This window comes from Acetobacter pasteurianus (assembly GCF_009914215.2).
Classification (GTDB): Bacteria; Pseudomonadota; Alphaproteobacteria; order Acetobacterales; family Acetobacteraceae; genus Acetobacter; species Acetobacter pasteurianus.
The window spans coordinates 492,196-505,427 of sequence record NZ_CP039846.2 but is presented as its reverse complement, the minus strand read 5'-3'; the positions used below and the strand labels follow the sequence as shown (position 1 = coordinate 505,427).

At 58.5% G+C, this 13,232-nt stretch carries 14 protein-coding genes; 7 read left to right on the top strand and 7 right to left on the bottom strand.

All coding sequences use genetic code 11. The features are described 5' to 3' along the window. Positions 1–9 precede the first annotated feature (9 nt). The 7 genes from FCN51_RS15770 to FCN51_RS15740 form a co-directional block, all read right to left on the bottom strand. Positions 10–1,128, bottom strand: coding sequence for a S1C family serine protease (locus FCN51_RS15770; RefSeq protein ID WP_160256319.1), 1,119 nt, complete (start codon positions 1,126–1,128; stop codon positions 10–12). A 138-nt stretch (positions 1,129–1,266) separates the two neighbouring features. Next, positions 1,267–3,834, bottom strand: a complete 2,568-nt coding sequence (gene hrpB / locus FCN51_RS15765; RefSeq protein WP_160256318.1) for an ATP-dependent helicase HrpB — start codon at positions 3,832–3,834, stop codon at positions 1,267–1,269. Positions 3,835–3,933: 99 nt separating this feature from the next. Continuing rightward, positions 3,934–4,914, bottom strand: a complete 981-nt coding sequence (locus FCN51_RS15760) for a hypothetical protein (RefSeq protein ID WP_236661321.1) — start codon at positions 4,912–4,914, stop codon at positions 3,934–3,936. A gap of 102 nt (positions 4,915–5,016) precedes the next feature. Then, a complete protein-coding gene (hslO, locus tag FCN51_RS15755; RefSeq protein WP_004448926.1) occupies positions 5,017–5,967 on the bottom strand; it encodes an Hsp33 family molecular chaperone HslO in 951 nt (316 codons plus the stop codon). Positions 5,968–6,090: 123 nt separating this feature from the next. Then, positions 6,091–6,408: a hypothetical protein gene (locus FCN51_RS15750; RefSeq protein WP_003628432.1), complete on the bottom strand. Its 318-nt coding sequence runs from the start codon at positions 6,406–6,408 to the stop codon at positions 6,091–6,093. A 4-nt stretch (positions 6,409–6,412) separates the two neighbouring features. Next, positions 6,413–7,399: an ornithine carbamoyltransferase gene (gene argF, locus FCN51_RS15745; RefSeq protein WP_160257143.1), complete on the bottom strand. Its 987-nt coding sequence runs from the start codon at positions 7,397–7,399 to the stop codon at positions 6,413–6,415. A gap of 11 nt (positions 7,400–7,410) precedes the next feature. Beyond that, positions 7,411–8,658 (bottom strand): aspartate aminotransferase family protein, encoded by a 1,248-nt coding sequence (locus FCN51_RS15740; protein ID WP_201762591.1) that lies wholly within the window; start codon positions 8,656–8,658, stop codon positions 7,411–7,413. A gap of 199 nt (positions 8,659–8,857) precedes the next feature. Here FCN51_RS15740 and FCN51_RS15735 point away from each other — a divergent pair, with 199 nt between their 5' ends. The 7 genes from FCN51_RS15735 (at position 8,858) to FCN51_RS15705 (ending at position 13,227) form a co-directional block, all read left to right on the top strand. After that, positions 8,858–9,520 (top strand): RecX family transcriptional regulator, encoded by a 663-nt coding sequence (locus FCN51_RS15735; RefSeq protein ID WP_160256316.1) that lies wholly within the window; start codon positions 8,858–8,860, stop codon positions 9,518–9,520. After that, positions 9,517–9,975 (top strand): CHAP domain-containing protein, encoded by a 459-nt coding sequence (locus FCN51_RS15730; RefSeq protein ID WP_003628427.1) that lies wholly within the window; start codon positions 9,517–9,519, stop codon positions 9,973–9,975. Before FCN51_RS15735 ends, FCN51_RS15730 begins: the two co-directional genes overlap by 4 nt. 128 nt (positions 9,976–10,103) lie before the next feature. Further along, positions 10,104–10,361 (top strand): twin-arginine translocase TatA/TatE family subunit, encoded by a 258-nt coding sequence (locus tag FCN51_RS15725; protein WP_004448930.1) that lies wholly within the window; start codon positions 10,104–10,106, stop codon positions 10,359–10,361. A gap of 33 nt (positions 10,362–10,394) precedes the next feature. Beyond that, the gene (locus FCN51_RS15720; protein WP_160256315.1) at positions 10,395–11,018 is read left to right on the top strand and encodes a methylthioribulose 1-phosphate dehydratase; all 624 of its coding nucleotides are present in this window, start codon (positions 10,395–10,397) and stop codon (positions 11,016–11,018) included. Then, complete coding sequence (locus FCN51_RS15715) at positions 11,015–11,560, top strand: 1,2-dihydroxy-3-keto-5-methylthiopentene dioxygenase (protein WP_160256314.1); 546 nt, start codon at positions 11,015–11,017, stop codon at positions 11,558–11,560. Before FCN51_RS15720 ends, FCN51_RS15715 begins: the two co-directional genes overlap by 4 nt. Before the next feature lie 11 nt (positions 11,561–11,571). Further along, on the top strand, positions 11,572–12,276 hold the full coding sequence (gene mtnC, locus FCN51_RS15710; protein WP_124305776.1) for an acireductone synthase: 705 nt from the start codon (positions 11,572–11,574) through the stop codon (positions 12,274–12,276). A gap of 3 nt (positions 12,277–12,279) precedes the next feature. Beyond that, the gene (locus FCN51_RS15705) at positions 12,280–13,227 is read left to right on the top strand and encodes a bifunctional riboflavin kinase/FAD synthetase (protein ID WP_004448934.1); all 948 of its coding nucleotides are present in this window, start codon (positions 12,280–12,282) and stop codon (positions 13,225–13,227) included. The last annotated feature ends 5 nt before the right edge of the window (positions 13,228–13,232 follow it).

Sequence of the window (13,232 nt, the reverse complement as noted above, 5' to 3'; positions counted from 1 at the left end):
GAATGGGGGCTATTTGCCCCCGTTGCCATCCTCCCATTTAGGGCGGCGACCAATGTGGATGGTTAGTGTTATTGGCTGATTATTGCGCAGCACGTTCAACTGCGCATCCAGCCCCGGCTTGGCAGATGCCACAGCGCGTATCATGGCGCGGGCGGTTTCTACGTGCTCGTTGTTCATGCCCACAATGATATCACCCTTTTTCAGCCCGCCTTTGGCAGCGGGGCCGTTATGGTCCACCTCTGTTACCTGCGTGCCATTATGGGTCATGATATCTTCCAGCGTAGCGCCCAGCCAGCCGCGCTCAATATGTCCGGCCTGCCGCAGTGTTTCCACAATGGGGATGACAATTTCGGAGGGAATGGAAAACCCAAGCCCCACAGAGCCACCGGTGGGGGAAACAATGGCGGTGTTAAGTGCTACCACCTGCCCGGCAAGGTTAAACGTAGGGCCGCCGGAATTACCGGGGTTTATGGGTGCATCCAGTTGCAAAAAATCATCAAACGGGCTGGTGCCAATATCGCGCCCGCGGGCGGACACAATACCTGCGGTAACGGATGACCCAAGGCCAAATGGGTTGCCCGCAGCCATAATCCAGTCTCCCACCTGCACCTGCCTGCTATCCCCCCATGTGACGTAGGGAAGGGGCTGTGGGGAGCTGATTTTTATAACGGCAATATCCGTTAAGTTATCTATGCCTGCCAGTGTGGCTGTAAATTCCTTACCACTGGCAAGGGCCACGGTAATTTTGTCTGCATCTTCCACCACGTGGCCATTGGTAACAATGGTGCCTTCGGGGTCTATAATAAAGCCCGAACCCGCACCAAGCAGTTCATCCCTATGGCGGCGCATGCGTTCGCGGTAGCGCTTTTCCAGCGGGGTGCCTTTAACGGTGGATGGCAGCTTGTGTTTGGCGCTGGTATCCGAATCTCGCGTGACAGAAATATTCACTACTGCGGGCACAACCTTGCGCACCAAAGGCGCAAAGCTGATAGGCCCGCCAGAAACCAGCGGCACTGCGGGCTCAAATGTCGGGAGAGATGCAGCCTGTGCCAAATGGTGCGCGCCTGTTTCCTGAAGGGAAAAGCAGGCTACGGCCAGTGCAGGCAGGTTCCGTAGAAGCGTCTTCATGGAAATGGCAATAAAGCTCCAGACATTACAAACTTGTGGCCCGGATTATCTGCTTTATGCAACCGGCTATACGGGTTTGCCCTTGATCTGGTACGTTTTTATGGCGCGAGGGTGTTGTTTGCGCCACGTCCATAGGCCTTAGTTGCGTTTGGCGCGTGGGCGCGCCGGGGCCAAAGCGGGGTTTTCTGGCCATTCATGCTTGGGGTAACGCCCGCGCATATCGCGCCGCATATCTGCCCAACCCCCTTGCCAGAAACCAGCCAGATCCGCCGTAATGGCCTGTGGCCGCCCTGCGGGAGAAAGCAGTGCCAGCCGCAGCGGCACGCGCCCTCCGGCCAGTTTGGATGTTTCCGCCGTGCCATAAAAGGCCTGCGCTCGGGCCGAGGCCACAGGCACGGGCTGCGTATAATCCACCTCCGCCACACCGCCGGGGAAGGGCAGAGAGGTAGGGAGCTCCTTATCCAGCCAGCTTGTGCGGGCGTAACCCAGATAAGTGCGCAGCAGGTTGAGGATGTCCAGCTCCCGCAATGCAGTAATGGATGTGCAGCCTTCAACATACGGGGTCAGCCATTCATCCATACAACCAGCAAGGGCTGTGGAGGAAAAATCTGGCCACTCTTCTTCTATGCCGGTACCACCGGGCAGGGTGCGGGCCAGTTCCACACGGGCCTGAAGCTGTTTTACGGCGTCTGACCAGTTAAGCGTGGTTTCCGGTGTCTCCTTGGCCTGTGCCAGCAGCAGCGGGCCTGCATCTTCCGGTTTTACTTTTTCCGTGCGGTCTCGCAGCACAAGGCAGCCAATGCGGGTGCGCCTGCGGGCCATGATATTGCCCGATACAGGGTCCAGCGTGGTTTCAACCTGTTCACGCGTGCGCTCCAGCAAGGCTGGGGGCAGGGCGTTGCTATCCAACGGGGCTGCCATACGTATTTCAGCAGCGGTGCGCAGGTGCAGGCCCGCTACTGCCAGCAGCTTGTGTTTGGCTAGCCCATCATCTCGGCGTAGGCGGGCATTGCTGCCATTGGCCATGCGGTAACTGCCCATATCCCCCCGACACAGGGCGATACGATCAGGAAAGCCTGCGGCCAGAAGGGCTGCGGCATCACCTGCTGCCGGGTGGCGCGCCTTCAGCCCCATGCGTGTGCGAAAACGGGCCGCTGCCTGCCGAATGCGGGCCAAAGCGCCACGGTCTGCCTGTGGGGTGTTATCTTCACCCGCAATCAGATCCAGCCGGAGGGTAATATCTGCGGGCGGAATAGGCGGCGGCCCACCACGCCCGGCAGCGCGTGGGCGCAGGGGGTCTCGTTCTTCCAGCAGGGCGGCAAGGTCTGCGGCCAGTGCGGCTTCCTCCGGTGTGCGGGCAGCCAGCATCATGGCGGCAAGGCGTGGGTGCGTGCCCAGATCGGCCATGCTACGGCCCAGTTTTGTAATCTGGCCTGCATCATCCAACGCACCCAGCAGAATCAGTAGTTCCTTTGCGGCGGCTACCGCACTGCCGGGGGGCTGATCTGGTAGGGGAAGCGGCGTATCGGCAGAGCCTACCGTATCGGCCCACAAGGCGGTGGCCAGCACAAAATCAGACAGATCGGCTTCCAGAATTTCTGGCCTGTCATGCTGGGGCAAGGCGCGCTCAGTATGGGCAGACCACAGGCAATACGCCATACCCGGAGCCTCTCGCCCCGCACGTCCTGCACGCTGCCGCGCGGCTGCTTTGGAGATACGCACCGTATCCAGCCGGGAAAGCCCAGCCCCGGCATCAAACCTTGGCACACGGCGGAAACCGCAATCCACCACAACGCGCACGCCGGGCACGGTAAGGGATGTTTCGGCTATGGAGGTTGCCAGAATAACTCGCCGTTCCCCTTCATTTCCGGGGCGCAGCACACGGGCCTGTTCTGCCGGGTGCAGTTCACCATGCAGGGGCAGCACTGTGGCGGGCACACCATCCAGAAGCTGCATCACCCGGCGGATTTCTCCCGTGCCGGGCAGAAAGGTGAGAATATCGCCTTCTGTTTCCGCCAGAGCTTGCCGCACGCCTGTTGCTGTGGCGGTGGCAATATCGCGCAGGCTGGGAATATCGTGCTTGGCATGGTGGACAGTAAGCGGGAACATCCGCCCTTCGCTGGTCAGCACAGGGGCGTTCATTAGCGTGGCAAGGCGTTCTGTTTCTGCTGTGGCGGACATGGCCACAAGGCGCAGATCAGGCCGCAAGGTGCGTTGCAGATCCAGGCAGAAAGCCAGCGCCAGATCTGCATCTAATGAGCGTTCGTGTATTTCATCCAGAATAACGCAGGCCACGCCCTCCAGCATGGGGTCACCCAGCAGGCGGCGCAGGAACAGGCCTTCTGTCAGCACCTCAATACGGGTGCGGTCAGAAACAGCGGATTCCAGCCGGGTGCGGAACCCAACAAAACCGCCAACATCTTCCCCCATTAGGGATGCAATGCGCTGGGCAGCGGCACGGGCGGCCAGCCTGCGGGGTTCCAGCATAATAATTTTATCAGATGGTGCGCGCCATGCTGCAGCCGCCAGAACGGGCGGCACGGATGTGGTTTTACCCGCGCCCGGAGGCGCCACCAGAATGGCGGATGCCGGATGGTCTGTGGCGGGGTTTTGAGCCAGCACTGCGCAAAGTTCTGGCAGCACATCCTGCACAGGCAGACCCTGCGCAATGGAAAACGGGTTCAGACTGGAGGCGGAAGCGGTCATGCCCTGCTTTATGGCGGCCCCACCGCCGCAGCGCAATGTTGTGCGGCGGTGGGGGCTATATGCGCTAAGTATTCAGGCGCTTTGCTGAGGATAACAGCCTTATTGAGGCTGAGACGGCAGCTTGAGATAGCCCGGTTTAGGGGATGTCGCCTTTGTAGAGGATGAGCTTGAGGACGAATCATCATCCTCACCCGCCGGGAAGATGGCGTTGGGTTCACTATCCTGCGTTTTGGAGGCTGCGGCAGGTTTGGCTTCCGTGCTGCTGGTGGTGGACTGTGTTGCAGCATCGGTAGAAGGTGCAACAACAGGGGCGTTTTCCGGCACCGTTACGGGGGATGTAGCCTGCCCGGTTTTAGCTGCTGAAACGGGGGAAAGCGCCTCTTGCGTAGCTGCGGCACTAGCACCCGTGGAGGCAGGAGCGGGTGAGCCATCAGCTGTGAGAGGCTGGGCCTGAATAGCACCATCTACCGGCATACCCCCGGCATCCACCAGCCATTTGCCAAGGGCGCGATGCACCTGTGTATCCAGCTCGGTATTGATGCTGTCCATCATCCCTTTGGTGACGTTGTACAGATTGGCTTGGCTTTCTGTATCTTCCGTGGGGTCCGGGTGCAGGCTTTGGGTGGCGTGGGCTTCTGTATGGGCAGTTTTGCTGCCATCGGGGTTCAGAATATCCAGATGCACATCTATCTGGCCCTGTAGCGTGCCACCGGGTTCGTGCAGGATGGAGGCCCGATCAATCACAAACTGGGCGGAATTGGCGCTGGTAATGCCCCCTTTGGCGGCCAGCCTGTCCTGCACCATCTGGCGCAGGGCCTGTACTGGTGGGGTGGGGGATTTATAACCGATATCGCCCGCAACCGGGTGGGTTGCCGTGTTATCCACCAATGTCAGGGTGTTTACGTTCAGGTTGATCTGGCTGAGGTTATCATACCGCAGTGGTGCAAACTGCGTAGGCTGTTTCTGATCCGCGCAGCCTGCCAGCAGGGCAGGAAACAGCAGCGCGGCTGTTAGGCCAGAAAGGCGCATGCGGGAAAACAGCATCATGGCGCAAAACCTCTTGTGAACTTTATCTGACATTCTGAAAAATGCCTGCCCTGTGGCAGATATCTTATACCAGCAGCACCTTAAGATATTGCGCTTAGGGCCCTGCTGGCAAACTTTGCGGCTATATTTACTGTTTTACTGTGCCTGCGTGGCAATGTTTTTGCGTGCAAAGCGGAAATCCACATTGCAGAATTCGCACGTCATCACGATGTTTCCGTCATCCTGGCACATGTGGTCCAGATCATCTTGCGGGAAGGTTTCCAGCACATTGGCCAAACGCGCGCGGGAGCAACGGCACCCAAAGGCCAAAGCCCGAGGCTGGCTGACATGCAGGTCTTCTTCATGGAAAAGCCGGTGCAGAAGCTGCAATGTTGGCAGGCTATCGTCCAGCAGTTCCTTGGTGGAAAGGGTGCCTGCCAGAATGGTGGCTGTTTCCCAGCTTGCTTCTGCGGCTTCGTCTTCCACCACGTGGCTGCCGCCTTCGCCCGCAATGCGTTCCAGTATCAGACCGCCTGCGCGCCAGCCTGCATCTGTCATCTGGCAGGCCAGCATAATCCAGCAGGCGTGCTGCTCACTGCTGGCAAAGTAATGCATGGCCATTGCAGACAGATCATCCCCCGCAATTTCCACAATACCCTGATGCCGGTCCATTTCCGGGCCTTGGTCCACCGTAAGGGCCATATAGCCGTTACCCAGCAATTCGCGGTCTGTGGGTTTGGGGGTTTCTTCCAGCAGGGCTGCCAGCGCCTCATCATCCGTGCGGGCGTAAAAGCGTAGCGCGCCGGTGTTGGTGCAGTCTGCCACCAGCATGGAAACAGGGCCATCACCCTTCATCTGAAGGGAGAAAGAGCCCTGAAACTTAAGGGCAGAGGCCAAAGCTGCCACCAGTGCCAATGCCTTGCCAGCAAGGCGCGTAACAGGGGCTGGGTGATCATGACGTGTGAGCAGCGTATCGGCCAGCACGCCCAAACGCACCAACCGGCCACGCACGGGCCGACCAGCCAGATAAAAAGGTGTTACACCACCGGGCACCACCAAATCGGGCACATCTGGGCGGTCACGATCAAGAAAAGCGGGTTTTTCCATGGGAATTTAAGTTTGTCCTGAGTCCATCAAGAATACGGGAATATCAAGAACATGCGCCTGATGCGTGCGGACTCTGGTGATGCTTTTCAGGCGGACAAAAAGGAAAAGGTGGAAAGCAGGGGGTTACGCCCCTGCGGAAATATCCAGCTCCAGCTTTTCCAGCTTCTGTTCAAGGGCACGACCGGTTTCTGAATCCATGTTCAAACCGTCCTTAAGCGCAACAAGCAGCCCCTTGCGGCAGGCATCGTGCTCGCTATCCAGATCTTCCGTACGACCACAGCCTGCCAGACAATCCAGATAGGCGCTACGGAACGGTGCCAGCTTATCTGCCGGGAACGGCAACGTCGCCAGAATAGCATCCAGACTGCTTTCCACCCAGCCGGGGGTAGCGGGTGTATCTTCGGTAGATGTCATGGAAACTGTTCTGTCTGTGCCGCTCATGTGCTTATTCCTTGCCGAAAGAGGTCCAGTTTGTGCCACCCATTGTCCATGCCAGCACGCCTTTCTGGGCATGAAGGCGGTTTTCCGCCTCATCAAACACCACAGAATGCGGGCCTTCAAACACGTCCTTGGTTACTTCTTCCCCTATATGGGCAGGCAGGCAGTGCATGAACAGGGCATCTGGCGCAGCAAGGGCCATTAAATCTGCATTTACGCGGTAGGGTTCCAGCTTGCTCATGCGGGTGGCGGCTTCCTTGGGGGAATCAGACATGCTGATCCATGTATCCGTCACCACGCAATCGGCACCTTTTACGGCGGCTTTTGGGTCTACCGTCCATTCCACATCACCGCCTTCGGCACGGGCCCAGTCCAGCACGTCCTGCGGGGGCTTCATGTCTGCGGGGGTGGCGGCACGCAGGGCAAAGCCAAAACGCACGGCCCCTTCAATAAGGGAGACAAGCACGTTGTTGCCATCACCCGTCCACGCAAAGGTGCGGCCACGCACGGGGCCACGATGTTCCTCAAACGTCATGATATCGGCCAGAATCTGCACCGGGTGAGAATGCGGGGTAAGACCATTGATAACGGGCACTGTGCTCCACTGTGCCAGTTCGTGCATGGTTTTTGTGTTGCCGGTGCGCAGCATAATGGCATCTACAAAGCGGGAGAGCACGCGGGCTGTATCGGCAATGCTTTCACCACGGCCAATCTGCATTTCCTGCGGGCTGAGCACCACGGCATCGCCCCCAAGCTGGCGAATGCCCACTTCAAAAGAAACACGGGTGCGGGTGGATGGCTTGGAAAGAATAAGCCCCAACTGCCGCCCGGCCAGCGGCTGGCGCGGGTGTAGCGGAAACCGGCGGTTCTGCTGCATGCGCTTCATGCTGGCGGCTACATCCAGAATCTGGCGCAGGGTTGCGGCATCCAGATCTTTCAGATCCAGAAAATGGCGGGGCGTTGCCAAGGAAGAAGAGGGCAGGGCAGTGGTCATGTTGGCGGCGCTCACGCTGTTGGCTCCAGAACTGTCTTGTTGTTATGATTTTTTCTGAGTGTGCTGACAGCCTGCACCAGCAGGGCCACAGCTTTGCGGCATTCTTCTTCGGAAACAGTAAGCGGCGGCACAAGGCGCAGCACGTTATCACCCGCGGTTACACACAGCAGGCCTTCATTTTGTGCGGCACCCTGCACATCACCCACTGCGGGCACGCAGCGCAGGCCTATCAGCAGGCCAAGGCCACGGCGCTGGGCAAAAATATCCGGCGCATCGGCCACAAGGCTGTCCAGCAGTTCATCCAGCAGGGCCGCACGGGTGCAAACCTGATCTAAAAAGCCGGGGGCCAGAATAACATCCAGCACAGCGTTACCAGCCGCGCAGGCCAGCGGGTTGCCGCCAAATGTGGTGCCGTGTGTGCCCGGTGTCATGCTCTTGGCAATGGTTTCTGTGGTGAGGATGGCCCCAATGGGGAAGCCCCCGCCCAAACCTTTGGCCGTGCTGACAATATCGGGCTTGATGCCAGCCCATTCATGCGCAAACAGGCGGCCTGTGCGACCAACGCCACACTGCACCTCATCCAGCGCCAGCAACACGCCGGTTTCATCGCACAGCGCGCGCAGGGCACGCAGATATTCCGGGCTGGCCACCTTAATGCCGCTTTCACCCTGAATGGGTTCCAGCATAATGGCTGCGGTGTTGGGGGTAATGGCGGCTTTTACGGCTTCAATATCGTTGAAAGGCACGTGCAGGAAGCCTTTTACAGGCTCACCAAAGCCTTCCAGATATTTAGGGTTGCCGGTGGCGGAAAGCATGGCCAGCGTGCGGCCATGAAAAGCCCCATCCATGCAGATAATGTCTGTGCGTTCGGGGTGGCCTGCCATCATCTGGGCGCGGCGGGCCATCTTCACCATGCCTTCGTTGGCTTCTGCGCCGGAATTGCAGAAGAACGCGCTATCGGCAAAGGAGTTTTCAACCAGCCTGCGTGCCAGCTTTTCCGCCTGCGGAATCTGAAACAGGTTGGAAACGTGCATGACCTTGGCAGCCTGCGTGCTTACGGCTTCCACCATCTTGGGGTGTGCGTGGCCAATGGAGCACGTGGCAATGCCCGCAGCAAAGTCCAGGAATCGTCGCCCGTCCGACGTTTGCAGCCAGGAGCCTTCTCCCCGCTCAAAGGCGAGATCAGCGCGCTTGTATGTCGGCATCAGGGCAGAAATCATGGAATCTGGTCTTTGTGTTGGCGGTTGTTGAACCTGCATGGTGAGAAGTGGAGTGCAGAACGAAAAACGCCCGCTGCCTTGATATAAGGTGAGCGGGCGGCCCGTATTGCGGGCGTATCATGGCCTTTTGTGCAGATTAAAGTCAAATATTCTGTGTGAAAAAATTCTGCATACGAAACATGCGCGGCATGGCCCGTTCCGTATTTTCCTGCACGTAAGGAGTGGGTAAGAAAGAGGGATGACGCATTCTGGTTCTTCCTCATCTGTCCACACATCATCGGGGTTTCCGCAGCTTGATCGCCGCGTGTTGCGAGAGGCCGCACTGGCGCATCTGGCACGGTTTGGCACTACACGCCACGGGCTGGAACAGGTGCTTTTGCGCCGGATTGCACGGTGGGAAAAACAGGCCCTCAAAGCTGGAGCCGATACGGAGGAAGTGGCCGAAGCTGCACAGGCGCTCCGCCCCGTAGTAGCTGAAATAGCAGAAGAAATGGTGCGCCTTGGTGCGGTGGATGATGCCAGTTTTGCAACAGCCCGCGCACGTAGGTTGGTGCGGTCTGGCCGCTCTGGCCTGGCGGTGCAGGCACATCTGGCTGCGCGCGGCGTGGAGGCTGATCTGCGCGATGCCGCCTTGCAGGATGCGGTGGAAGGGTTTTCTCCTGCGCAAAGGGAATTATGTGCCGCACTGGTTCTGGCCCGCAAGCGCAGGTTGGGGCCATTTGCCATGCCTTATGTTGCGGATGATGAAGATGCTGATACCGAGCAGGCTCTGGCCCGCAGGCACAAGGCGCTGGGTGTGCTGGCCCGTGCGGGGTATGCGCGGGATGTGGCGGAGCAGGTTTTGGATATGCCTCCCACAGAAGCGGAGGACTGGATGCAACGTTTGAGGGCCGAATCGTGAAGCGTAGCCTTGTTCTTGTTCTGCCTTTATTACTTGCAGCCTGTGCAGGCGGGCGCGGAAGTTGGAACGGATCTGTGCAATGTGCCCCCTATGCGCGGGAACATTCTGCCGTAAACCTGCGCGGTGCGGCAGCAAGCTGGTGGGGGGAAGCACAGGGCCAATATAACCGCACGTCCTCCCCCCGTGCGGGGGATGTGCTGGTGTTCCGTTCTACCGGCAGGCTGCCATCGGGCCATGTTTCTGTGGTCAAACAGGTGCGAAATTCCCGCCTTGTGTTGGTGGACCACGCAAATTGGGAGCCGGGAGAAGTCACGCATCGTGCCCCCGTTGTTGATGTTTCCCCCAATAATAACTGGACCCGCGTGCGCGTGTGGTGGAGCCCCATTCATGCCATGGGCAAAACGGTTTATCCGGTTTATGGCTTTATTGAACCAACAGGCACGGGCGGCAGTTAGCACCCAATTAGCGGGTAGGTCGCGCAAGGAAAAACTTGCAAGAAAGTGTTTCCGCCATCATGTACAAACAAGGATGTGTGGTATGCGTTCATTTTGGGTGCGTATCGCAAGTGTAGGGGACTGGTTTGATGGGTAGCTTAAGTATCTGGCACTGGCTGATCGTGCTTGTGGTTGTACTTGTGGTGTTTGGCGGCGGCGGCAAAATCAGCTCGTTGATGGGCGATATGGCCAAGGGCATCAAATCCTTCAAGAAACACATGGCGGATGATGAACCGATGGATGATGGCACGGCACGCCCCGGTAACGGGCATATTGCCCCACCACCCGCATCTTCCACAGTGGAGCAGCGCACAGCTGCGCCAGCGGATAAATCTGTTCAGCCGTAAGGCTCTATCAGTTCAAGACGGGCAGAGAACGCCATGGATCAAACCGTTACGGATTTTGCCCGTGCCGTGCAGGATATTCTGTTTGCCGGGCAGCGGATGGATCAGCGCGGGTGGGTGCCAGCCACGGCAGGCAATATCAGCCGCAAGCTGGCAGATGGCCGCATAGCCATTACGCGCTCCGGCTGCCACAAAGGCTTTTTGCAGGCGGCAGACGTTATTACCGTGGATATGCAGGGCAAACCGCATAGCCCGGAAAACCGGCCCAGTGCGGAAACGCTGCTGCATTGCCAGATTTACCGCCATTTCCCGCAAGTGGGCGCAGTGCTGCATGGCCATTCCGTGGCCTCCACTGTTCTGTCCATGGAAGAAGAAACAGCAGCACTTACGCTGGCGGATTACGAAGTTCTGAAAGTGTTTGAAGGGCAGACCACGCACGAAACATCCGTGCAGGTGCCCTTGTTTGAGAACGATCAGGACATTGCGCGGTTGGCGGAAGTGGTGGAACCATTTTTTGGCACCGGTATGCCTGCGGGCTACATTATTCGCGGCCACGGTGTGTATGTGTGGGGTAAGGATATGCCCACCGCCCTTGCGCGGCTGGAAGGGCTGGAGTTCCTGCTGGCCTGCGCGCTTGAGCGAAGGAAACTGCACGCATGAGTTCCCTGACAGTTTACAAAGATACCACCCCCGAACACCCCGTGCTGCAAACGCAGGACCCGGCAGAAATGGCCCGTGTTCTGGCGCCACTAGGCGTGCGGTTTGAACGTTGGGAAGGCCCGCAAATTCCCCCAAGGGATGCAGATGAGCAGGCCGTGCTGGGTGTGTATGGCCCATTTTTAGACAAGCTGATGGGCGAAACAGGTGCAGGCTCTGCTGATGTGCTGCGGGTTAGCCCATCTACACCCAACCGCGAGGCCTTGCGGGATAAGTTCCTGTCCGAACATACGCATAGTGAAGATGAAATTCGCTTTTTTGTGCACGGCAGCGGGCACTTCATCCTGCATATTGCAGGCTATGTTTATGATGTGGAATGCACGCAAACTGATCTGATTTCTGTGCCAGAAGGCACAAAGCACTGGTTTGATGCCGGGCCAGAGCCAGATATGGTCACGCTGCGCATTTTCACACACAAGGAAGGCTGGGTGGCCCGCTATACAGGCACCGATATTGCCCGGCAGTTTCCTTCTTACGCAAACTGATTGAGGGCATAATGGCCGATACCCGGATTCCTCCGCGCGTGGTGCTGCTGGATATTGAAGGCACCACCCTGCCAGTGGCTTTTGTGCATAAAGTGCTGTTTCCCTACGCGCGCAAACATCTGCCCGCATTGCTGGAACAGCGTGAAAATCCGGTAGTGCAGGAAGCATTGACACAGATTGCCCAAGCCGCCCCCGGCGTGCCGCCGCTGGAACAGCTTGAACGCTGGATGGCGGAAGATGCCAAGGTTGCCCCGCTTAAAAGCCTGCAAGGCCTGTGCTGGCAGCAAGGGTATGAAAAAGGGGAACTGGAAGCCCAGCTTTACCCAGATGTTGAGCCCACCTTAAAGGCATGGAAAGCCGCAGGCCTTACGTTGGCCGTGTATTCCTCCGGTTCCGAAGCTGCGCAGAAGCTGATTTACGGCTATACCGAGCAGGGGAACCTGACCTCGCTTTTCAGCGCGTTTTTTGATCTGCGTGTTGGTGGTAAGAAAAGCGCGCAAAGTTATCGCCATATTCTGGAACAAAGTGGCTGGCAGGGGCAGGATGTGCTGTTTCTGTCCGATGTGGTGGCAGAGCTGGATGCAGCGGCCCAAGCGGGCCTGCGTGTATGCCAGATTGCCCGCCCGGAAGATGGCACGGTGGCAGGTACTACCCACCCTGTAGCGCAATCTCTGCCGCAGGCGGGGCAGATGTTTGGCCTGCCGGAAGGAGCATAAAAAGTGCTGAAAGCACAGTTGCACACAAACTGGCGGGATATTCCGCCGGAAGCGCACGGCTGTGCGGCAGCGCTTGGCAATTTTGATGGTGTGCATCTGGGCCACGCCCATCTGGTTCATTCCACCCACGCGGCGCGGCCAGATCTGCCTTTGGCGGTTGTCACGTTTGAACCTCACCCGCGCGAACTTTTCCGCCCGCAGGACCCACCATTCCGCCTGAGCCTGCCGGATGAGCGTTTTGCCGCCCTACAGGCGCTGGGTGTGCAGCATGTGTTCCAGATCGGGTTTGATGAAGAATTCTCCCGCATGACGGCGGAACGGTTTGTAGAAGACGTGCTGCACGATGCCCTGTGCCTGCGCCACGTTGCCTGCGGGCCGGATTTTGCATTCGGTTATCGGCGCGGGGGCGATGTTACGTTTCTGGCCGAACGCACGGGTGAGCTGGGCATGGGCTTTACATCCGTGCCCGCACTGGCAGATGCCGCAGGGCCATATTCCTCCACCCGTATCCGGCGGTTGTTGCAGGAAGGGTATCCTGAACGCGCAACGGAAGAACTCGGTCGCCCGTGGTTTATTCGTGGCCAGGTGCAGCATGGTGATAAACGCGGCCGTCTGCTGGGCTTTCCCACAGCCAACATTCCGCTTGGGCGGCATCTGGAGCCCGCACGTGGTGTTTACGCCGTAACGGTGCGCCTGCCCGGTGGCTATACGCGCCCCGGCGTGGCCAATATTGGGCGTAGGCCCACCATTAACGATGGGCAGGAAAGCCGCGTAGAAGTGAACCTGTTTGACTTTGATGGTGATCTGTACGGCCAAACACTTTCTGTGGCGCTGCACAAAATGCTGCGGGCAGAACAGCGCTTTGCCGGGCTGGATGAACTCAAGGCCCAGATCGCGCAGGATGCGCAGCAGGCACGCATGGTTCTGAACGCCGAACTGGCGGGCATATAACCCCC

Excerpts from the sequence above, each read along its gene's own strand:
- FCN51_RS15720 (WP_160256315.1), top strand. The coding sequence starts at position 10,395 with ATGGATCAAACCGTTACGGATTTTGCCCGTGCCGTGCAGGATATTCTG.
- hslO (WP_004448926.1), bottom strand. The coding sequence starts at position 5,967 with ATGGAAAAACCCGCTTTTCTTGATCGTGACCGCCCAGATGTGCCCGAT.
- FCN51_RS15715 (WP_160256314.1), top strand. The coding sequence starts at position 11,015 with ATGAGTTCCCTGACAGTTTACAAAGATACCACCCCCGAACACCCCGTG.
- FCN51_RS15735 (WP_160256316.1), top strand. The coding sequence starts at position 8,858 with ATGACGCATTCTGGTTCTTCCTCATCTGTCCACACATCATCGGGGTTT.
- FCN51_RS15770 (WP_160256319.1), bottom strand. The coding sequence starts at position 1,128 with ATGAAGACGCTTCTACGGAACCTGCCTGCACTGGCCGTAGCCTGCTTT.
- FCN51_RS15740 (WP_201762591.1), bottom strand. The coding sequence starts at position 8,658 with ATGCAGGTTCAACAACCGCCAACACAAAGACCAGATTCCATGATTTCT.
- FCN51_RS15750 (WP_003628432.1), bottom strand. The coding sequence starts at position 6,408 with ATGAGCGGCACAGACAGAACAGTTTCCATGACATCTACCGAAGATACA.
- FCN51_RS15725 (WP_004448930.1), top strand. The coding sequence starts at position 10,104 with ATGGGTAGCTTAAGTATCTGGCACTGGCTGATCGTGCTTGTGGTTGTA.
- hrpB (WP_160256318.1), bottom strand. The coding sequence starts at position 3,834 with ATGACCGCTTCCGCCTCCAGTCTGAACCCGTTTTCCATTGCGCAGGGT.
- argF (WP_160257143.1), bottom strand. The coding sequence starts at position 7,399 with ATGACCACTGCCCTGCCCTCTTCTTCCTTGGCAACGCCCCGCCATTTT.
- mtnC (WP_124305776.1), top strand. The coding sequence starts at position 11,572 with ATGGCCGATACCCGGATTCCTCCGCGCGTGGTGCTGCTGGATATTGAA.
- FCN51_RS15760 (WP_236661321.1), bottom strand. The coding sequence starts at position 4,914 with ATGTCAGATAAAGTTCACAAGAGGTTTTGCGCCATGATGCTGTTTTCC.